Genomic DNA, 18,939 nt, shown 5'->3' on the forward strand with positions numbered 1-18,939 from the left:
ACCACGAACAGGGAGTATGCGGTACTCAGCACCGGGCTCACCCCCATCAGGTACACCAGCACCGGCACGGTGAGGATGGACCCGCCCCCGCCCATAATACCTAGGGAAAGGCCGATGAGGATAGCTGCGAAGTAGCCGAAAGTAGCGAGCATGGTAAACAGTTGAACGTATGAAATTATGATGTGTTGTTCATGTGTTTGGCCAAAAAAAAGCCGCGGTTCTTACAGGAACGTGCAGGCGGCCAGGCACTGAATCACATCCACTACTTCGCGCATCTTCAGGGCGTAATAGATGTTCTTGCCTTCTCGGTGCGAGCTAAGGATGCCCTTGAGCTTCATGCCCGACAGGTGATGCGAAAGCAACGACTGCTCCACCTGCAACTGCTCGCTGATGTCGGTGACCGACAAACTTTCGTGGCCCGAGAGCAACTGCACGATGGCAATGCGCGTGGGGTGAGCCGTGGTCTTGAGGATGAACGCCACCTTCTCCATCTTCTCGGTGGTCAGGTTCAGTTCGGAAGCGGAGGAAGCAGGGGCGGGGCTCATATTGTTCTGCAAATGTATGATCATTTGTTCATGTATACAAGTATCATCCTCAATAAGTTCGCGAGTGGGGTAAAAGATAGCGTGAGCGCTGTGCTACGGGCTGAGGACAATGGAATTACTCCTTCCCGGTGGGTACGCCTAATTGCGCGAGGTAGCGGTAAATCGCAGCCCGGCCCACCCCGCGCAGATAGCCGCTTTCGGCCCCTGCTGTGTCCGGTTGCAGGTACCAAGTCTTCGCCCCCTGGGCCTTTGACAGAGCCCCCCTGGGCAGCCCTTTAGGCCGCCCTGTCGGCCCCGCGCCCGCGCCGCCGTCAGCCCGGCGGTCTTCCGCTGTCCAATACTGCCGCGCCCAAACTCAGCCAGGCAGGCAAGTAAGTTGAACAGGAGCCGGGCCTGGGCCGTGGTCGGGTTCAGGTGGTCGTGCAGGCTCACGAAGTGCTTGCCCTTCTCCAGAAAGCCCGTCACCTGCAGCACCAGGTCTTTTAGGGAGCGGCCCCGTAGCTCGGGTTTCCAGCCTGCGAGCGGGTCGCCGGCGCGCAGTCCGGTTAGCGGCCGCTGGAGTTGCGGCCGGTCTTTGGAAGTAGACACTGTTTCCTGCACGAGGTCGGCGCCGCCGGCGGCCTGCAGGGCGTCGACCTGCAAGTGAAGTTGCCGGTCCTGGGTACTTACGCGGGCGTAGCCGACTTTCATGGCAATGATTCTATAAAAGCTCCGCGGCGAACATGCGCGTACCTGGTTTCGTGAGGTGAGGAATCAAGACACTCCGCCGGTTGCTTGGCGGTGCATTTCGACGTAGGCATCACGTCGCCGGAAAACGGCCGTTTTCCGAGGCCCCCGCCCGCGCTGCCGTCCCCTACTCATACTTTTCGTTCCTACTCTAGTCCTACCCCCGCCGCTTTGCGGGGCGCAGCTTGATTGCGCTGGCGGCTCCCCTCAACCCAAGCGTTACCTGCGGACGGATGACTAGCCTCCGGCCAGCTCCCGCTCGAGCAGGGGCTGCACCGCCGCCACGGCCGCCAGCAGCGCGTCGGCCGCCTGCCGGAGCGCGTCGGCTTCGGCGGGCGTGGCGGGCGGGCGGCGGCGCACCTGCTCCAGGGCCGCGACGGGCGCCGCCGTGCCGGCCACCTGCAGGGCTTCCAGGTTGGGCTTGACGAAGTGCACGAGCCGGCCGGCCTCGGGCCAGTCGGCGGCGGCCACGGCCTGCTGCAGCCGGAGCAGGGCGGGCGGCACGTCGGCCAGAAAGGAGCGGATGACGGCTGGCACGAACTCGGCGTGGCCGCGGGCCAGGGCCTGGAAGGTGCTCAGGTCGTACAAGCGGACTGGCGGGTAACACAAGGCCAACAGCTTGGCGCGCAGGGCAGCCTCGTCGTAGGGTTTGGCCAGCACGTCGTCGAAGCCGGCGGCGCGGTACTGCCGCGCATCGGCGGCGTAGGCGTTGGCGGTGAGGGCCAGCAGCGGCACGCGGGCGCGGCGCGTCTCGGGCAGGTCGCGCACCTGCCGGGCCACGTCCACCCCGTTCAGGCCCGGCAGCTGGATGTCGAGCAGCACCGCGTCGTAGGGCAGGGCCTCGCGCAAGCAGGCCAGGGCGGCCGGGCCGTCCTCGGCCTCGTCCACGGCCACGCCCCAACCCCGCAGCAGCTGCCGGGCCACGAGTCGGTTGATGGCGTTGTCTTCCACCAGCAGCACGCGCCGGCCGGCCAGCGCCCCGTCGTCGGGTGCGGGGCGGGCAGCGGCGGCGGCGGCCGGCGGCGGGGCCTCGGTTTTGGGCAGCGTCAGGGTAAAGGCGAAAGTGGAGCCTTGGCCCGGCGCGCTGCTGAGCGTCAGCTCGCCGCCCATCTGCTGCACCAGCGCGCGGCTGATGGTCAGGCCCAGGCCCGTACCGCCGTAGCGCCGGGCCGTGTCGGCGTAGGCCTGGGTAAAGCTCTCGAAAATGCGCGCCTGCTGCTCCGGGGCGATGCCCACGCCGGAGTCTTGAACCTGAAATTCCACCATCAGCGCCGAGTCGTCGTGCCCCAGCAGGCGCCCGCGCAGCGCCACGAAGCCCGCGGGGGTAAACTTGAGGGCGTTGCCGAGCAGGTTCAGCAGCACCTGGTTGAGGCGGAAGGCGTCGCCCAGCACCCAAGGGCAGGCGATGTCTATGGGCTCGACGCGAAACTCCAGGCCTTGCTCGCGAGCGCGCACCGCCAGCGGGGCCACGGCCTGCTGCACCGCGTCGCAGAGGTTAAAGGGGGCGTAAGCCAGCTCCACCTTGCCGGAGCTGATTTTGGCCATGTCGAGCACATCGTTGACCACGCCGAGCAGGTGCTGGCCCGAGGCCTGGATGATGTCCAGCTGCTCGCGTTGGGCGGGGTCAAGGCGGGTTTTGGCCAGCAACGCGGCCATGCCCAGCACCCCGTTCAGGGGCGTGCGAATTTCGTGGCTCATGTTGGCCAGAAAATTGGCCCGGGCCCGGGCGGCGGCCTCGGCTTCGTCGCGGGCCAGCTGGGTGGCCTGCTCGGCCCGCACGCGGGCGGTGATGTCCTGGGAGTGCGAAATGATGTAGGGCTCCTGGCCGGGCTCGCGCACCACGAAGTTGTGGTAGAGCAGGTGGTGCACCGGCGCATCGGGGTCGCGGGGCCGTACGCGCAGCACCCCCTGGGCCTCGCCCTGCGCCGCGATATAGTCCAGGTACTGGCCAAAATGCGGCTGCTCCTCGGCCAGCAGGTACTGCCTCACCGGCTGGCCCAGCAGTTCCTCGGGTTCGTAGCCCAGCAGCCGGGCCAGGGCCGGGTTCACCGACAGCACCCGGCCCTGCAGGTCGTAGGTGCAAATCAGCGCCTGGGCGTAGTGCATCAGGTCGCGGTACTGCTTTTCGCTGCGCGCCAGCGTCAGCTGGGCTTCTTTCAGGGCGGTGATGTCGGTGCTCACGCCCAGCACGTGGGTATCGCCCTGGGGGCGGGGCAAGGGGCTTTTGACGGTGTAATACCAGCGCACCGCGCCGTCGACCATGGTGAGGCGGTCTTCGGCGTGCAGCGTGCGGCCGGTTGCCAGCACTTCGGCGTCGAGGGCGGCGTAGCGGGCCAATTCTTCGGCACGCAGGGGTTGCCGGTCTGCGGGCAGCTCCTCGAGCGTGCCCAGCTCGGCCTGCAGGACACGCATGGCCTCGTTCACAAAGTGAAACGCACCCTGCGCGTCGCGCACGTACACCACGCTCTGGGTCGTGTTGAGCAGGCCCTGCATAAACTGCTGCTGCTCGCGCAGGCGGGCTTCGCTGGCCTGCACGGCCTCTTCGGCCCGCACGCGGGCGGTGAAGTCGGTGCCGTAGCCGATGACGTAGCGCAACCGGCCGGCCGCGTCCGCCACGGGCTGGTAGTGGCGCAAAAAGTGCTGGGGCTGGCCGTCGGCGGCGGCGGTGGCCTCCTGCCACTGCTGCGGCTGCTGGGTGGCCACGGCTGCCAGGAAACGGGCCTGACGCGTTTCGGCCACGGCGGCCGGCCAGCCCTGCCGGGCCACGTACGCCACCACCGGCTGGCCGAGCAGGGCGGCGCGGGCCGCCGCGTCGGGCAGGGCCGCCGCGTTCAGGAAGCGGTAGCGCCCGGCCGGGTCGAAGACGGCAATCTGGCTGGGCAGCTCGTTGAGGATGGACTCGTAAAAGACCCGCTGCTCGGCCAGCTGCTGCTCGGCGCGGTAACGCTCGCTCACCTCCAGGCCGTAGCCCAGTACCTGGGCGGGCGCACCGGGAGGGCCGGGCAGGCGGCGGTAGCTGCGCAGAAAGTGACGAGGCGCCTCGGCCGGCAGGGCGCTGCTCTCCGCCCAGGTGGGCAGGGCCGCCTCGGTGCGCAGAGCCTCGGCGAAGTGCCGGGCGCGCTGCTCAGCCAGCTCCTGCAGCGGCAGGGCGTAGCGGGCGGCGTACTCGGCCAGGGTGTGGCCGGGAAGCCAGCGGCGCTGCTCCTCGTCGGGCACGGCGGCCGGATTGGCGTAGCAGTAGCGCTGCTCGGCATCGAGCACTACTACTTCCACCGGCAGCGTGTCCAGGATGTTCTGGTAAAATGCCTGTTGAGCCTGCAGGCGCTGCTCGGCGCGGTGCTCCTCGGTGACGTCGACGAAATAAAAGTTAACGTAGTCGTCGGCGGGAAAGGGCACCACGTGGGCGTCGAACACGCGCCCGGCCACGGCCAGGCGGTGCTGCTGGGGCTGGCCGGCGGCCAGGGCCAGGGGGGCCCAGGACCGGGCCTGTTGCTCGGCAGCAGCCCGGGCAACCGGCATTAGGCTGTCCGCCCACCACTGGTAGGCCGGGTTGCGGTAGAGCGTTGCGCCCGTGCGAGCCAGGCGCAGGATGGGGTTGGGGTTTTGCTCGGGGATGCGCGAGACGCTGCGCAGCTCAGCAAGCAGTTGCTCGCGCTCGGTCACGTCGCGCACGTGCACCAGCACGCCCGCGGCCGGCGCCTGCAGCGGCAGAAAGTCCAGCTCGAGCCACCGGCCGTCGGTTAACAGCACCGGGTGGCGCAAATTGGGCTGGCCCGCGGCGCGCAACGCCTCGCTGCGGCGGCGGAACGCCGCGGGGTCGGCCACCCGGGCGAGCAGGGCATCCTGCAGGGCCTCGGCCGGCCGACCGGTCCAGCGCGAAGGTTCCTCGGCCAGGTACCAGAGCCGGCAAAAAGCGTCGTTGAGCAGCTGCACGGTGCCGGCCGGGTCGACCAGCAGCACGCCGTAGGGCAAGTGGGCAGCCACGTGCCGAAGCCAAAACTCGGTGCCCGGGGCGGGTGGCGGGGCACTGGCGGGGGAGTACGTCATAAGCAAGCCGGAAGGCTGCCCGGCCGGGCTGCGGGCCGGGACAGCAGTCCCCAATTTACGGATTTAGCAGCCAGTGCAGCGCGGGTTCTTCCTGCTCGAAGCAGCGGACGGGCAGCGCCAGGGCGTGGGCGTGGGTAAGGGCCACCCGCAGGGCGGCTCCGCTCAGGGTTTCGGCATCCTCGACTATGGCCAGGCGGCAGCTGGGCACGGCCGTGGCCAGCTGGGGCAGCCAGCGGTTGACCAGCCAGGTGCACTCTTCCACCCATACCGGCGGCATGCCCCGGTGGTCGGTATACACCAGGCCCAGGCGCTGGTGATGGCAAAGGGCGAGCAGCTCGCCGAGCAGCAGGCGAAACGCCGTGCCCGCCTGGGGTTGGGCGTGCCAGAGCAGGCAGGCGTAGCGGGGATGCTGCACGACGCGGCCCAGCGCGTTTTCAAAGTAAATAGTAGCGGAGTCGGTTTTCATGGCAGGCCAGAACGCAGGCGCGCAGTGGAATACAGGTTTAGGTGGGTCTTAGGGCAGGGCGAGCAGGTAGCCGATGGTGAAGTTGGCCGCCCAGTCGAAGACGAACTGCTGACAGCCGGTGGCTTCGGCCGCGGCCCGGTAGATGGTCAGGCCAGCCTGGGTCTTGGCCCCGCTGAACCGGCCGGCGTACGCGGCCGGGGAGCTCAGGACGGTGTAGCGCTCCCGGCCTTGGCGCGCGGCCTGGGCCAGCTCGTGGGGCACGCCGCCGAGCACGAAGCAGGTGGCGCGCTGCGCGGCCGGCACCTGGGCGGCGGCGGCGCGCACGGCCCCGGCCACGGTGTTGTCGTCAAGGCCTTGCTGGAAGAACTTAGCGCCGTAGGTATCCACGCTGCGCGGCTGGCCGCGTTCCACCCAGGCCAGCTTGGTGTTGCCCGAGCCCAGGTCGAGCACGAAGGCGCGGCCGCTGAAGGCCGCAGGCAAGGCCGCGCGCAGGCCGTACTGGCCTTCCTGCTCGGCCGTGACGGCGTGCACCACGTAGCCCAGGGTTTTCAGCCCGGCCACGATGCGCTTGGTCACGTCGGCCATCAGCGCCCCGGAGCTCACCACGAAGTGGATGTCCTGGCCGCGCACACCGTAGTCGAGCATCTGGCCGATGTAGCTTTTCAGGCCCCGGCGCACGTCGTCGGGGGTAGCGATGTTTTCGAGCACGAGGCTGTTACCGAACTCCGAGCGCTCCAGCTGCCAGCGCTTGTGCGCGTCGATGCGCACGACAAAGGAGTTGAAGCCGCTGGCGCCCAGCTCCACCACGCCCTTGAGCTTGCCGCCTACCGGCGCGGGCGGCTGGTAAGTAAAGGCCGCTGGGACCGGCGCGGGGGCAACCGTGGTTGACCCCGGGCCTGGGGCCGGGGCGGACACCTCCGGGGCCGGGGCGGCGGGCGCGGCGCCGGCAGCCGGGCTGATGACTCCGCCGAGGCTAATCCGGTCGCCCTCGCGCAAGGGCACGGTGCGGCCGTCGGCCAGCTGGGCCGTGCGCGCCCCAAGGCGCAACCGGGTGCCGTTGGGCAAGGTCAAATCCTTGGTCAGAGGCTGCGACTGGCCGCCGGAGAACACCCGCAGCTGGCTGTCGCGCAGCTCAAACCACGCGGTGGCGGCGGGGGCCTGGGCCTGGACGGGCACGGAGAAAAGCCAGCAAACGGCGGCGTACAGGAAAAGCAGCAGGCGAAGCTTCATAGCAAAAGCGGGACGCGAAGTAGTAATGCACCGCAACTTCCGCCGCCGCCCGCCGCCGCGCCGGCTTGTTTACCGAACGGCCCTGTTTGTTGACTGAACCTGGCCCCGCGCTGCACAAAGGCGGTGGCCCGGCCTCGTCGCGCTAGCAGGGGCAGGGAAAGCTGCCGGGCCGTCAAGTGGGGCCGGGCGTGCCAGGAGCATGCTCGGGGCCAGCTTCAGCTCGGTTACGCCCTGCGGCCCATGGAGAAGGCAGCCGCAGGGCCGTCGGGGAGCCGCCTGCCCGGCCCTCCCGGTGCGCCCGCCCAGCTACTGGGCTACGGCCCGGAGGTAGGCGTGATCAGGGTCAGGCAGGGCCGCCGCCACGCGGGGCGGCGCTCCACGGCCCCGCATGCCCATCCGGAGGATCTCAGCTGAGTAGTGATCCGGGGAATGGCTTGTCTAAAGGGCTGAATGGCTAGAAACAGGCGGGCCGCTCATCGCTGTGAAATGTCACGGACAAGCGGCGGTAAGCTTAGCCCGCGGGTAAGACGCATGCTGGCTTGGGGAGGCACTCAAGTAGCGGGCGCGGTGCCGCGGGGAGTGTCCGGCGGCTTTTTAGCAATCCGGGACGCCGGTCGCACCCGGGCGCTCGCACCCGGTGCGGTTAAGCTAACCGCATTTGCCCGTACGTGCGTGAGCGTTGCGCCCCTTGGGGAGGCCGAACACCACGATAAGCGAGAAGCCGGCCGAGCGGGCCGCCGCGTGAAACTGCCGCTGCGCCCGCTGCACCAGAATGGTGGCTTCCAGCTCGACCATGCTTTCGCAAAGGAGTTGACCAGCACCAGCAGGGCGAATTGAGGCCGTTTTCGCGCAAGCCCAGGCGCGGCGGCGGGGTTGGGCGGGCCAGGAGCGCAGCAGCGCGTCAGCCCTCGTTGCACCAGAATCTAGGCTGGAATCGGGCGGCGTGCAAACGAATATGGCTACCGCGGCCGGCCGGCGCAGCGGCGGCGCTACACCGGCGCGTCGGCGCCCGGCAACTGAGCCACGCGCCGGCGCAAGGCTGAAACTTCGTCTTCCAGCGCCAGCGTGCGGAAGGTGATTTTGGCCTCCAGGTCCTGATAAGCGCGTTCCAGCTCCTCTTCGTGGCGGCGCAGCGCCTCTTCCGTTTGCTTCTGGTCGTGGATGTCGGTGCAGGTGCCGAACCACTTGACGATTTGCCCCGCGGCGTCGCGGTAGGGCAACGCCCGGCCCACGTACCAGCGGTACTGACCGTCCTGCCGTCGAAGGCGGTACTCCACTTCGTACAGCGAGCCGGTAGCCAGCGCCGTGTTCCAGCGCTCCAGGCAGCGGGGCAAGTCGGCGGGGTGCACCACGGACTCCCAGCCCCGGTCCAGCGCCTGCTCCAGGGTTTGGCCGGTGTACTCCATCCACCGCTGGTTGAAGTAAGTCACGGCTCCACTCGGGCGCGCCATCCACAAAATGCCGGGGATGCTTTCGGCCAGGTATTCCAACTCGCGGCGTTGGGCTTCCTGCAGCCGCGCGCCGGCCTGCGTGTCGGTGATATCTTTGGTTATGCCTTGGAAACGCACCGGTTGCGTGCGGGCTTCGTCGAAGACGGCCAGGCCCGTGGTGCGTACCCAGCGCACCTCGTCGCCGGGCAGCAGCACCCGGTGCTCCACGGAGAGGCGGCCGTTTCCCTGGGGGTCGAGGGCTTGCTGCAGCTGCTGCTCGAGCACGGGGCGGTCTTCGGGGTGGGCGGCGCCCAGCACGTCGTCCAAGCTCACAGCCGCCTCGGCGGGCAACCCAAACAGGTGCTTGCAGCGCGAAGAGCACGAAAACCGGCGGCCGGTCCAATCCATTTCCCAGACGCCGATGCCGGCGGCGTCGAGCGCCGCTTCGATGCGTTCCGGCGTCAGCGCTGAGGCAAGGGAAGCTGACATGTAAGAAAGAAAGTTAGGAGTTCATCGCTAGGGCTGGGTAAGCTGCAGCTCCAAGCCGGACTGAAAATATACAACCATTTGCCGTACCGTCCCGTCAGCCGAGCGCCGCAAGCGGGTAATGAGTGCCTGGGTCATAATCCCCGACCCTTCCAGGGCCAAAAACGGCTGGCCCAGGCGGGAGTGGCGCTGCAGGTGCCACGTGCCTTCGTGGCGGTCCCCCGCGCGGGTGTGCAGCGAAAAATGCGTCTCGTGCAATTGCAAATTCGTAGCTTCCGTCCACCTCGATTCGCCGGCCGGCGCGGACCGCAAGCAAGTCGTTTGCCACAGGCCGTGCAACTCGCCCGCTGTCAAGCTCGGCAAGTGCGCGTCGAACAGCGTAGGAAAATTCGTCACGGCGGGGTACTGGTTAGACAATGGAGCGCTTGTTGGACTAGAGAAGGAAAATTCCGGCAGCCAAAACCCACTGTTTACGTAAGACATTAATTGCGTACCCCAAACCGTACTTGTTATGAGCCCGATTCCAGGTGCCCGTCCCCCTGAGTCAGCCGTACCGTCCGAGGCGGGTTTACAACCAAGCCTCCCTCCTGAAAGAACTGCTCCGCAGAATTTTGGTAATACGAAAATAGTTAAAAGTATTACAGAAACTAATGCCGCCGGAGCAGGCGGGGCCAACGGCGGCGGCGCCAAGCGCCCGGGCCGGCCGCCGCGCTCGTCGGCTGCGCCCGTAACGTGGTCGGTGCGCGGGGTAAGCCGGGACGCCCGGGCTGTGCTCGAGCGCGGCGCGGCCCAGGCCGGCAAAACACTGGGGCAGTACCTGAGCGAGGATGTGGTGGATCTCATTACCCAACGCTTGCCACCCGCCCCAGCGGCTGCCGACGCGAACTTGCACTCGGAGATCTTATACTTGCGCCAACTCGTAGAGAACCTCACCGTGATGCTGGGCGGCCAGCCTGTGCTGCCAACCATCCCGGCCCGGCTACCCGAAAACCCCGAGGGCCACTAGCTCGACTGCTCGACGCGCGTGCTGGCTTCGCCGCTGACAGCAACACACGGGGCGGCTGCGGGGGTAGCTGGCGCCGCCTCCCGGTTAGCCGGTCGCGCCCCCGCAACCCTGCCGAAGCAGTCTTTTTCCGGCTTGTTACTCCCGCGCCGCCTCGGATAAATGGAAGTAGTCGTTGGTAGTTCTATCCAACGTAGCCCGAACCCGTGCGAAGTTGTCCGGGGTGGGCTTCAGGTTTACCCATTTGTCGACGATGGTGCGGTGTTTGTAAACAACAAAGGTGTTTTCCGCGTCCGGGTTGATCTTGTTTAAATACGCTTCGCTGGCGGTATCGGCGAAGGAGGCCACGTAGGTCAAGGCCGTGTTTTGGAGTTGGAGTTCACGGCCCAGCCGCTCCAACGCTTGTTGCCGTTGGGTTTGGTTGAAGTCACGCTCGTTCCCGTAGACGAAATAGACTTTCAAGTAGCGGCGGCGTTTTTCGCTTTCCTCTTCCAGAAACGCGAGCCAACGCTTTATGTGCTCCCAATCCGGACGGTTGCCCACAAAATACATGATGCCGTGGTAGCGCCCGTATTTGCATACCGGGCAGGTCCGGGTGCCCCGGTCCGGCCCATAGGCGTGGTAGGGCATAAAAGAAGGGTTTTCCTCGCCGATCTCCAGGCCCGACCGGAGGCTTTGCGGGCGGGTCGTGGGGTAGTTCGGAATGTTCAGGCCCAGCACGACGTTGTGCTCCGCCACCTGCACGTCTCCCGCTAACAGGGGGCGGAGAATGCCGCTGCCGCCCCGGTTCTGCAGGTTTTTTCTTTTGCCGCGCAACAACGGGTCGTCATCGAACACCAGGTCGTCGAGGTAATATTCGTTCCGGATCGATGGCTCCTTGACGGCGAGGTGAATATGGGCCGGGGTATCGCGCGCGGGATAGGGCGCGGGGCGTCCCGTGTAAATCGAATACGTGCCCGTTGCGTCGGTTTTTACCCAGCCCCGGAGATGCCCGTGCGCTTTGGCCTGGGCCGGCACCTGCGCGGTAGTGGAGTAGCGCCCGTGGTGGTCCGTTTGCCAGTAATACAGAATCACGTTTGCCGCCGGCGTTTTGCCGTCAAGGTGGTAAACCGTGCCCGTCACCAGCAGCTTTTGGCCCGGGCCGCGCCAGCCGGCAGTGGTATCCACCGAACGCAGGGTTTGCGGCATGCCGACGTGCATCAGCTCGCACCCGTCGCACCCACCGCCCACTGCCGGGACGGGCTGGTTTTTTCCTTTTTGGGTGCCGGCTTGGCCGTTGCAACCGGTCGCCCAAGCGAGCAGGGCAAGCGCTATCCAGTGGTAAAGTTGTCGCATGGTTGGTCAGGCGCGGGCCAATGCTTTCCGCGCCTGGAAACACGGACCCCAAACCGAAATTGGGGTTGCACCCGGTGGCGCCCGTACGGGCCCCTGGACGGGCGCTCCGCGCAGCCTGGCAACTGCCGGCGCCCGGGTACCTGACAAGCCGGTAGTTACCTCTCGGGATGCAGCGCCAGTTCAAGCCGGCACGTTGTTTGGACGTGCGCTTGGGTTGCACGCGCTAAGCTTATCCCGACTCCGATGCCCCACTCTGCCGCCGTTGCCCTCGATCGCCTGCGCCAACTGCAGGCCTCGCTGCCTGCTTGCTCCGAACTTACTTTAAACGAGCTGCAGCCCGTGCTCTGGGAGCTGACGTATTTGCTGCGGGAGCTACCTGCTGCGCGTTCCCAGGTAGGCTTGACCTTGCTGCTGGACCTGCAGGCCGAACACGCCGTTGCCGGCACGTACGTACCCCGGGAGGAAAGCCAGCGCTGGCTTAACCGCGGCTTGCGGGCCGTACTCACGCAGGCCCTGCGCGAGTAGACGGCTTATTACCTGGCCCCCACGGCCGCAGCTAGCGAATACGGTCCGCGTGTTCGCCCGGGACGCGCGCGGGGGCCGGGCGGCGGCCCGCGCACCTGGATCCGGGAGGGGGGTTGCGGCTTAATCACTGACCCGGCGGTCCGCGCAGGGGCGCCCGCTCAGCTACCGGGACCGCGGGATCCCTGCTCGCAGGCATACAAGCCGGGCGGGCGTTGGCATATCGCAGGGGACGCTGGCCGCACCTGCCCCGCTCGGTTTAAAACGCCGGCGCGCGGCCAGTGCCGCCGGGCGTCATCCGTAAGCGGCAAAGGCGGTCCCGGCCAGGCCGGAAAGCCCGGGAATCCAGGGGCTAATCGACAACCGCCTTCCCAAGGCCGCTTTGGCTTAGTTCATCCAGTATCCGGGAGCCCCAGCGCAGCAGTTGCCGCGGCGACGCATCCGGCTTTAGGTTGATCAGCTCGTAGCAATACCGAAACAGCTGCCCCTGCTGCGCCAGCGTCAAAGCACACCGGGAGCCGCGCTGCTGCACCATCACGGCCAGCTGCTGCGCGGCCCGGATTAAATCCTGGTCGAGCAGGGCTTGCTGCAAATCCCCCAAGGCGGCTGATTGCTTCACGACGGTTTCGGTATGCACCCGGAGAAAGGTTACCCCACGCCTGCTACGGCAGTTGATGAAACGGCAGGCCAGCCTTGCCCGGATACGGGGCCGATTCCATTTCCGTAATTGCCGAAGGTAAATACCGGCTTATCGCGGGGGGGTGCCCACCAAGCGTTCAGCGTTGATGTGGGTCAAAGTTCGGGTTGGGTAGGGTGCCCAGACCGATCAGCGTCAACAGCGTGGCGCCGCGCCCGATAAGCTGCGCCGCCGAGGCCCCGTCCCGGGCACGCACCAGGCAATGACAACCGCAAAACAACGCGCCTTGCTGCCGGCCCGTAAGGACGACCTCCGGCTGGTACTGCCGCACCAAAGCCGCCAAATACTCGGCGGCCAGCACCCAATCCTGCGCCGCTAAAGCGTCCCGGAAGCTTTCTTCATCTGGTGCCATCGCAAGCCGGCTTGTGCCCTGGGCAATAGTAAGCAAACGCGCTGACTATCCGGGCGTTGTTGCAAACAATCATTGCCCGCGTTAGCCCAGGCCGACCGGCTCGCCGCAACCCGTGAATTGCTGACCTGCTGCCCCCGTGCTGGCGGCCCTGGGCCCCGCCAAGTCCCAAGGGCTTCGCCGGCAATCTCATTTGCCGGATCCCAATGAAGTGAAACGCGTCCTTGGGGCGCGCAAGGTAGCCGTAGCCCCGGCTTAACGCCGGGGCCGGGGGGTAAGGGCACGCCCGGCAAGCGCCGCCGCAAGCAGCCCGCCCGGGCGACGGGTAGCTTAGCGGCCGGGCCGGTTGCTGCTGCTCGCGGCGCCGGCCAGCCAGTTCATCAGGTCGGCCCAGGCCACGTTGCCGTACCAGCGGGGCGGCTCCTGCGGGGAGCGGCCCGTCAGCAGGAAGCGCTCGTCCAGGCCCGGATAGGGCAGCAGGGTGAGGTTGCGCTGGCCCCGGCGGGCAAACTCCAGCGGCAGCTGGTCGAGCAGCCAGGCGCTGGGCTCGGCCGTGCCGTAGGCAATGAGCAACGGCACCCGCACCCGGGGCAGCTCGTCCACGGCCGGGTAGCGGGCCAGCGACACGGTGTTGCGCCAGGCCACCCCCGACATAGCCGCCGGATCGCGCAACTCAATCAGGCTTTGGTAGGCCGCGTACACCGAGTCGATGCGGCGCTGGGCGCTGGCCGGGGTCAGCCGGCGCTGCAGCTGGGCCTCGCGCAGCTCGTGCACCAGCTGGGGCAGGGGACCGGCGGGCATGGCCCCGTAAAAAGCCAGGTGGGTCACGTGGCGGTCCGCCGTGGCCAGGCGGGTGGCCACGTGGCAGCCCTGCCCGCCGCCGACCACGGCCGTCAGGCGACGGTCCACCCAGGACTGACGGCGCAGGTAGCGCAGCACCTGCCGGGCGGCCTGCACGTGGTAGCCCCGGGTGTCGCGCTCGAGGTAGGCCGCGGGCGGCGCATCCGTGCCCACTTCCAGGTACTCCTGCTCCCGGCTCAGCAGGCGGCGCTCGGCCACCAGCGGCACGCCCGGCCGGGCGATGACGACGAAGTGGTAGCGGCCCTGGTAGGCTTTCAAATCAAAGGGCCAGCCCATGAACGCCGCCCCGGAATTGCCGGTGGTGATCAGCGGCCGCGCTCCGCCGCCCTGGCAGAGCAGCACGACGGGCTTGCGGGGTTTGCGGTCCAGGTCCACGCCGCTCACCAGGAACGTGAGGGTGGAATCCTGAAAAGGAATGCGAAACAGGGTAAACCCGAGTGCCCGCGCCTGCGCGGCCTCCTGGTGTTGTCCCCGTGAAGTAAAAGCCCCCAGCACCAAGCACCCCAGCAGCAGTAAGCGGACGAAAAACATAAGGGAAAGCGTGCCGGGCAAGTTACTCTAAACCGCTAAGCCCGGCAATACCGCAAAGCCGTCCCGCCTGATTTTTTACCATTTTTCAATTCCGGAATCACCTGTTATGGGTGTATATAGACATGATTTATCTTTTTACTCTTCTTTAAGTACTATTTAACCCAATCAATTTCAAGCTAACTGCGGCTTCAAGCCCGCGGCCCGAGTTGCGGTGCCGGCTTGGGGAAATGAAGAACCCAAGCACTTGGCAGGAAAGCGACGGGGGCCGGCGGCCAATACGAGCCCACGCTTATCCCGCGAGCCGTCCAGCAGCGGGCCCCTGGTTCAGGGTGCGTCGTTAGCCGTTATCCGCTCCGGGCACCCGCCCATTTCGGCGGGCCGGCCTTCCTAGCCGTGGCCATGCTTGGGCTGTTACGACTACAGTTTAGATGACATTATAACATGTTGTCATCTAAACATATAGTCAATATTACAACAACCCAAACCCGGGATTTGGCCTGGGGTTTGTTGGCCTTTCGAAACGAAAGCGCCCGGCAGGGTCCGTTTATCCGGATGCGCCCGGTAAAGCCCACCGGTAGATCCCCGGTACCGGCTGGAAACCCCGGGGTTGCCGGCCACCAGCCCGGGCTTCGCAACCTGCCTTGGCATGCGCCCCAGGCGATACCCGAACCGCTTACCTGCGTAGAAGGCAACCAAACACCGGGCTGCCGCGGGGGTACGACCCGGTGATTGACTGTCCAGCCGGCCGGCTCGGCCGGCCTCCAAAGGCGCCTTGTCCGCCGGCCACCTCTCACCTAAACCCCGCCGCCATGCTGTTTACCGGTTTCACCTGGAGCCAGTTTTTCTCCGGCACCCTGGTGCTGCTTGCCCTCTATTACGCCTACGTAGGCTGGCGCTACTTTCGGCCCGAGCTGCTTGGCTGGAAAAAGCGCCCGACGGCCGGGCGATCCCCGCAGCCGGCTTCCGCGGCCGCCGAACCGCTGATTCCGCCAAGTCTCGTGTTTGCCCCGGAAGCCGCTCCCGCGGAGTCCCGGGTGGCGTCGCCCGCCTCCCCCGCGGAAGAGGAGATTCCGACTCCAACGCAATACGCTGACAATGAAGCCTCGGACCCGGTCTGCCCGGCGGTAGAGGACGAAGAAATCGCCGCCACGGGAGCTGATAGGTTCCTATCAAATTGTGATCACTTGCATCAAAATGTGATTTACCCCGTTGAAAGCAACCATACTCACTTCACCCAACCCGCCGGCGCGCCGCTCACCCCCGCTGACCTGCCGCCGCCCCATTTGAACCCTGAAGCCCTGCCCGCGGAGCAGGAGCTGCCGGTGGCGCCCGCTGAGCTGGCCTACCCGGCCGAAGCCGACTCGCTGATCGGCGCCGATGATTTACTTGAAGCCCTGGACTGCCTGGCTGCCGGCCGGGCGCCCGACTCCCTGCACCCTGCCCTGGAGGGTACCGCCCTGGCCGCCCGGTTTGCCGCCAACAAGCGCCGGCGCAGCGCGGAAATAGACGCCCTGTTCGGGGAGGAGTAAGCCGGTCCCGAGGCCGCCTGATCCACCATCCTCTATTATTAATATGCGCCTACCCCTTTCCCTGGTCCGTACCCTGGGCCTGGCCTTGCTGTGGCTGCTGCCCGCCGCGCTGCGGGCCCAAGGCAGCGGCGAAGCCGGCATTGAAGCCGCCACCGAGCAGGTAACCCGCTACTTCGAGCCCGGCACCAACCTGATGTACGCCGTCGGCGCCGTCCTGGGCCTGATCGGGGCCGTCAAGGTGTATTCCAAGTGGAACTCCGGCGATCAGGACACGCAAAAGGTGGCCGCCTCCTGGTTTGGCTCCTGCATTTTCCTGGTCGTGGTCGCCACCATCCTGCGGGCCTTCTTCCTGTAGCCCGTGCCGCTGCCAATCAACAAGGGCATCGGCAAGCCCGTGGAGTTCAAGGGCCTGGTCGGCATCTACCTGGCTTACCTGGCCGCCGGCCTCGGCACCGTGTTCGTGCTCGCGCTCGGCCTGCTGGTGGCGGGCGTTAACTCCTACCTCGTGGCCTTGCTCACCCTGGGCCTGGGCGGGCTGGTCCTGGCCCGGGTGTTTGCCCTCAACCGCCGCCACGGCGAGTTCGGGGCCCTGAAAGCCCGGGCCCGCCGCCGGCAGCCCCGCCGCATTGTCAGCCGCCATCCGCGGCTGTTTCTCACCTTAACGCCCGAGCGCACATGAGCCCACCTCTCGTGCTGCCGTCGGCCTCGCTGGAGCAGCTGCAGCCCATCTACCGCGTGGAACGGGGCTGCCTGATCAGCAAGAACGCCGACCTGACCATTGCCTTCCGCCTGGAGCTGCCGGAGCTTTTTACCCTGGCCCCGGCCGAGTACCAGGCCCTGCACGCGGCCGTGGTCAAGGCCCTGCGGGTGCTGCCCACCCCGGCCGTGGTGCACAAGCAGGACTGGTTTACCAGCGAAGCGTACCGGCCCGACTTCACCGCCGCCCGGCTGGAAAACTCCCTGCTGGGCCGGGCCTACGAGCGCCACTTTTTCGAGCGGCCGTTTCTGCGCCACGAGTGTTTTCTGTTCGTCACGCGCACGGCCAGCGAGCGGGCCCACTACCGCAGCCCGGCCTCGCTGCTGACGCGCCGCCACCTGGTGCCGCGCACCCAGCTCGACGCGCAGCAGCAAAGCGCGTTTTTCGACGCGGTCGGGCAGTTCAAGCGCCTGCTCGAGGACGCCGGCCCGCTGCGGCTGCACCCGCTGACGGAGGACGAGCTCGTGGGCACCGACACCCAAACCGGGCTGCTGGAGCAGTACCTGGCCCTGGAGCTAAGTGCGGCCGCCCCGCTCGTGGACCTGGACTTCAGCCGCGGCCTGCAGGTGGGCGGCAAGCACTGCCAGCTGTTTTCGCTGGCCCGGCTCGACGACCTGCCCGCCGAGGTTGACCCGGCCGTGCGCTACGAGCCGCTCTCCACCGACCGCTCGCCGCTGGCCGTGGGGCTGGCGTCCCCGCTGGGCTTGCTGCTGGGCTGCAACCACCTCTACAACCAGTACATCTTCCTCGACGATGCCGCCCAGACCCTGCGCCGCTACGAAAAGCGCAAGGACAACCTCAACGCCCTCTCGCTCTACTCCCGCCAGAACGCCATCAACCGGCAGTGGTACGAGCAGTACCTGAACGAGGCGCTCGCGGAGCAAAAGCAGCCCGTGCGCGCCCACTGCAACGTGCTGGCCTGGAGCGAGCGGGAAAGCGAGCTGCCGGAGCTGCGCAACCTGGTGAGCGCGGCTATCGCCCGCCTGGGCTGCCGCCCGCGCGAGAGCACCGTGGACGCGCCGGCCATCTTCTGGGCCGGCATCCCGGGCAACGCCGGGGACTTTCCCGCGGAAGAGACCTTTCCCACCTTCGCCGCCCAGGCGGCGTGCTTTTGGAACGTGGAAACCAACTACCGGGACGCGGGCTCGCCCTTCGGGCTCAAGCTCTCGGACCGGCTGACCGGGCGGCCCGTGCTCGTGGACCTCTCGGACGAGCCCATGCGGCGGGGGGTAATCACCAACCGCAACAAGTTTATCCTGGGGCCCTCGGGCTCGGGCAAGTCCTTTTTCACCAACGCCATGGTGCGCCAGTACTACGAGCAGGGCACCCACGTGCTGCTGGTGGACACGGGCAACTCCTACCAGGGCTTGTGCGCGCTGCTGGGCGGGGTGTACCTGACCTACGAGGAGCAGGACCCGATTGCCTTCAACCCCTTTCTGGTCAGCGGGGGCGGCGCGCCGGACGCGGAGAAAAAGGAAAGCCTGAAGGTGCTGCTGCAGACCCTGTGGAAAAAGGACGACGAGCCGGCTACCCGCGCCGAGTACGTGAGCCTGACCAACGCCGTGGAGCTGTACTACGAGCAGCTAAGCCGGGAGCCGGAGCTGCGGCCCTGCTTTAACACCTTCTACGAGTTCGTGCGCGGGCCCTACGCGGCCGTGCTGCGCGAGCAGCAGGTGCGCGAAAAGGACTTTGACCTGCACAATTTCCTTTACGTGCTCAAGCCCTACTACCGGGGCGGGGCCTACGACTACCTGCTCAACGCCGAGCGCGAGCTGGATTTGGTCACGGAGCCCTTTATCGTGTTCGAGCTGGACAACATCAAGGACAACCCCATCCTGTTTCCCGTCGTGACGCTGATCATAATGGAAACCTTTATCGCCAAGATGCGGCGGCTGAAGGGCACCCGGAAAATGATCCTGATCGAGGAGGCGTGGAAGGCCATTGCCACCGCCGGCATGGCCGAATACATCCGCTACCTGTTCAAGACCGTGCGCAAGTTTTTCGGGGAGGCCGTCATCGTCACCCAGGAAGTGGACGACATCGTGGGCAACGCCATCGTCAAGAACACCATCATCAACAACTCCGACTGCAAGATCCTGCTCGACCAGCGCAAGTACGCCCACCGCTTCGAGGAAATCCAGCAGCTGCTTTCCCTTTCCAACAAGGAGAAAGCGCAGGTGCTCTCCATCAACCTGGATCTGCGGCCCGGCCGGCATTACAAGGAAGTGTTCATTTCCCTGGGCGGCACAGTCTCCAAAGTGTACGCCACGGAAGTATCCCCCGAGGAATACGTGACCTACACCACCGAGGAAAAGGAAAAGCTGCGCCTGCAGGCCCTGACCGCCGAGCGCGCGGGCGACTTGCCCGGCGCGATTCGGGCCTACGCCCAGGAGCTGCGCGAGCAGCGAGCCTAAGCCTGTCACTG

Annotated in this window: 17 protein-coding genes and 1 pseudogene; 6 read left to right on the forward strand and 12 right to left on the reverse strand. The window is 66.7% G+C overall.

Annotated features, from left to right (window positions below; translation table 11 throughout):
• The 8 genes and pseudogenes from OIS50_RS19380 to OIS50_RS19415 form a co-directional block, all read right to left on the reverse strand.
• Window positions 1-152 (reverse strand): annotated as a pseudogene (locus tag OIS50_RS19380) (sulfite exporter TauE/SafE family protein); the annotation flags it as partial.
• A 69-nt stretch (window positions 153-221) separates the two neighbouring features.
• Window positions 222-545 (reverse strand): ArsR/SmtB family transcription factor, encoded by a 324-nt coding sequence (locus tag OIS50_RS19385; protein WP_264694471.1) that lies wholly within the window; start codon window positions 543-545, stop codon window positions 222-224.
• Window positions 546-683: 138 nt separating this feature from the next.
• The gene (locus OIS50_RS19390; RefSeq protein WP_264694473.1) at window positions 684-1,235 is read right to left on the reverse strand and encodes a recombinase family protein; all 552 of its coding nucleotides are present in this window, start codon (window positions 1,233-1,235) and stop codon (window positions 684-686) included.
• Between the two features lie 273 nt (window positions 1,236-1,508).
• A complete protein-coding gene (locus OIS50_RS19395; protein WP_264694475.1) occupies window positions 1,509-5,318 on the reverse strand; it encodes a PAS domain-containing protein in 3,810 nt (1,269 codons plus the stop codon).
• Between the two features lie 55 nt (window positions 5,319-5,373).
• Window positions 5,374-5,784, reverse strand: coding sequence for a hypothetical protein (locus tag OIS50_RS19400; RefSeq protein WP_264694477.1), 411 nt, complete (start codon window positions 5,782-5,784; stop codon window positions 5,374-5,376).
• 48 nt (window positions 5,785-5,832) lie between these two features.
• Window positions 5,833-7,014: an acetate and sugar kinases/Hsc70/actin family protein gene (locus tag OIS50_RS19405; RefSeq protein ID WP_264694479.1), complete on the reverse strand. Its 1,182-nt coding sequence runs from the start codon at window positions 7,012-7,014 to the stop codon at window positions 5,833-5,835.
• A gap of 648 nt (window positions 7,015-7,662) precedes the next feature.
• Window positions 7,663-7,809: a hypothetical protein gene (locus tag OIS50_RS19410; RefSeq protein ID WP_264694481.1), complete on the reverse strand. Its 147-nt coding sequence runs from the start codon at window positions 7,807-7,809 to the stop codon at window positions 7,663-7,665.
• A 194-nt stretch (window positions 7,810-8,003) separates the two neighbouring features.
• Window positions 8,004-8,933, reverse strand: a complete 930-nt coding sequence (locus tag OIS50_RS19415) for a PAS domain-containing protein (RefSeq protein ID WP_264694483.1) — start codon at window positions 8,931-8,933, stop codon at window positions 8,004-8,006.
• Window positions 8,934-9,699: 766 nt separating this feature from the next.
• On the opposite strand from OIS50_RS19415, the gene OIS50_RS19420 reads away from it, so the two are divergent.
• Window positions 9,700-9,936, forward strand: a complete 237-nt coding sequence (locus OIS50_RS19420; protein WP_264694485.1) for a hypothetical protein — start codon at window positions 9,700-9,702, stop codon at window positions 9,934-9,936.
• Window positions 9,937-10,071: 135 nt separating this feature from the next.
• Here OIS50_RS19420 and OIS50_RS19425 read toward each other — a convergent pair whose 3' ends face one another.
• Window positions 10,072-11,268 carry a dioxygenase family protein gene (locus tag OIS50_RS19425; RefSeq protein ID WP_264694486.1) on the reverse strand — a complete coding sequence of 399 codons (1,197 nt, stop codon included), beginning with the start codon at window positions 11,266-11,268 and terminating at the stop codon, window positions 10,072-10,074.
• A 243-nt stretch (window positions 11,269-11,511) separates the two neighbouring features.
• On the opposite strand from OIS50_RS19425, the gene OIS50_RS19430 reads away from it, so the two are divergent.
• Window positions 11,512-11,793: a hypothetical protein gene (locus OIS50_RS19430; protein WP_264694488.1), complete on the forward strand. Its 282-nt coding sequence runs from the start codon at window positions 11,512-11,514 to the stop codon at window positions 11,791-11,793.
• A gap of 349 nt (window positions 11,794-12,142) precedes the next feature.
• On the opposite strand, the gene OIS50_RS19435 is transcribed toward OIS50_RS19430, so the two are convergent.
• The 3 genes from OIS50_RS19435 to OIS50_RS19445 all read right to left on the reverse strand — a co-directional run bounded on the left by OIS50_RS19435 (window position 12,143) and on the right by OIS50_RS19445 (window position 14,228).
• On the reverse strand, window positions 12,143-12,427 hold the full coding sequence (locus tag OIS50_RS19435) for a hypothetical protein (RefSeq protein ID WP_264694489.1): 285 nt from the start codon (window positions 12,425-12,427) through the stop codon (window positions 12,143-12,145).
• A gap of 139 nt (window positions 12,428-12,566) precedes the next feature.
• On the reverse strand, window positions 12,567-12,839 hold the full coding sequence (locus tag OIS50_RS19440; protein WP_264694491.1) for a hypothetical protein: 273 nt from the start codon (window positions 12,837-12,839) through the stop codon (window positions 12,567-12,569).
• 327 nt (window positions 12,840-13,166) lie between these two features.
• Window positions 13,167-14,228, reverse strand: a complete 1,062-nt coding sequence (locus OIS50_RS19445) for a hypothetical protein (RefSeq protein ID WP_264694492.1) — start codon at window positions 14,226-14,228, stop codon at window positions 13,167-13,169.
• Between the two features lie 809 nt (window positions 14,229-15,037).
• On the opposite strand from OIS50_RS19445, the gene OIS50_RS19450 reads away from it, so the two are divergent.
• From OIS50_RS19450 to OIS50_RS19465, 4 genes are read left to right on the forward strand one after another with little or no spacing between them, the layout of a single operon-like run.
• A complete protein-coding gene (locus tag OIS50_RS19450; RefSeq protein ID WP_264694494.1) occupies window positions 15,038-15,757 on the forward strand; it encodes a hypothetical protein in 720 nt (239 codons plus the stop codon).
• A 43-nt stretch (window positions 15,758-15,800) separates the two neighbouring features.
• Complete coding sequence (locus tag OIS50_RS19455; protein ID WP_264694496.1) at window positions 15,801-16,112, forward strand: DUF4134 domain-containing protein; 312 nt, start codon at window positions 15,801-15,803, stop codon at window positions 16,110-16,112.
• A gap of 3 nt (window positions 16,113-16,115) precedes the next feature.
• Window positions 16,116-16,436: a DUF4133 domain-containing protein gene (locus OIS50_RS19460; protein ID WP_264694498.1), complete on the forward strand. Its 321-nt coding sequence runs from the start codon at window positions 16,116-16,118 to the stop codon at window positions 16,434-16,436.
• Complete coding sequence (locus OIS50_RS19465; RefSeq protein ID WP_264694500.1) at window positions 16,433-18,928, forward strand: TraG family conjugative transposon ATPase; 2,496 nt, start codon at window positions 16,433-16,435, stop codon at window positions 18,926-18,928. The genes OIS50_RS19460 and OIS50_RS19465 overlap by 4 nt, the downstream gene beginning before the upstream one ends.
• Window positions 18,929-18,939 lie beyond the last annotated feature (11 nt).

Source organism: Hymenobacter sp. YIM 151858-1 (genome assembly GCF_025979705.1).
Taxonomy (GTDB): Bacteria; Bacteroidota; Bacteroidia; order Cytophagales; family Hymenobacteraceae; genus Solirubrum.

What these genes read in the sequence shown, in the direction of transcription:
- OIS50_RS19385 (WP_264694471.1), bottom strand. Translation starts at nt 545, where the DNA reads ATGAGCCCCGCCCCTGCTTCCTCCGCTTCCGAACTGAACCTGACCACC.
- OIS50_RS19390 (WP_264694473.1), bottom strand. Translation starts at nt 1,235, where the DNA reads ATGAAAGTCGGCTACGCCCGCGTAAGTACCCAGGACCGGCAACTTCAC.
- OIS50_RS19395 (WP_264694475.1), bottom strand. Translation starts at nt 5,318, where the DNA reads ATGACGTACTCCCCCGCCAGTGCCCCGCCACCCGCCCCGGGCACCGAG.
- OIS50_RS19400 (WP_264694477.1), bottom strand. Translation starts at nt 5,784, where the DNA reads ATGAAAACCGACTCCGCTACTATTTACTTTGAAAACGCGCTGGGCCGC.
- OIS50_RS19405 (WP_264694479.1), bottom strand. Translation starts at nt 7,014, where the DNA reads ATGAAGCTTCGCCTGCTGCTTTTCCTGTACGCCGCCGTTTGCTGGCTT.
- OIS50_RS19410 (WP_264694481.1), bottom strand. Translation starts at nt 7,809, where the DNA reads ATGGTCGAGCTGGAAGCCACCATTCTGGTGCAGCGGGCGCAGCGGCAG.
- OIS50_RS19415 (WP_264694483.1), bottom strand. Translation starts at nt 8,933, where the DNA reads ATGTCAGCTTCCCTTGCCTCAGCGCTGACGCCGGAACGCATCGAAGCG.
- OIS50_RS19425 (WP_264694486.1), bottom strand. Translation starts at nt 11,268, where the DNA reads ATGCGACAACTTTACCACTGGATAGCGCTTGCCCTGCTCGCTTGGGCG.
- OIS50_RS19430 (WP_264694488.1), top strand. Translation starts at nt 11,512, where the DNA reads ATGCCCCACTCTGCCGCCGTTGCCCTCGATCGCCTGCGCCAACTGCAG.
- OIS50_RS19440 (WP_264694491.1), bottom strand. Translation starts at nt 12,839, where the DNA reads ATGGCACCAGATGAAGAAAGCTTCCGGGACGCTTTAGCGGCGCAGGAT.
- OIS50_RS19445 (WP_264694492.1), bottom strand. Translation starts at nt 14,228, where the DNA reads ATGTTTTTCGTCCGCTTACTGCTGCTGGGGTGCTTGGTGCTGGGGGCT.
- OIS50_RS19450 (WP_264694494.1), top strand. Translation starts at nt 15,038, where the DNA reads ATGCTGTTTACCGGTTTCACCTGGAGCCAGTTTTTCTCCGGCACCCTG.
- OIS50_RS19455 (WP_264694496.1), top strand. Translation starts at nt 15,801, where the DNA reads ATGCGCCTACCCCTTTCCCTGGTCCGTACCCTGGGCCTGGCCTTGCTG.
- OIS50_RS19465 (WP_264694500.1), top strand. Translation starts at nt 16,433, where the DNA reads ATGAGCCCACCTCTCGTGCTGCCGTCGGCCTCGCTGGAGCAGCTGCAG.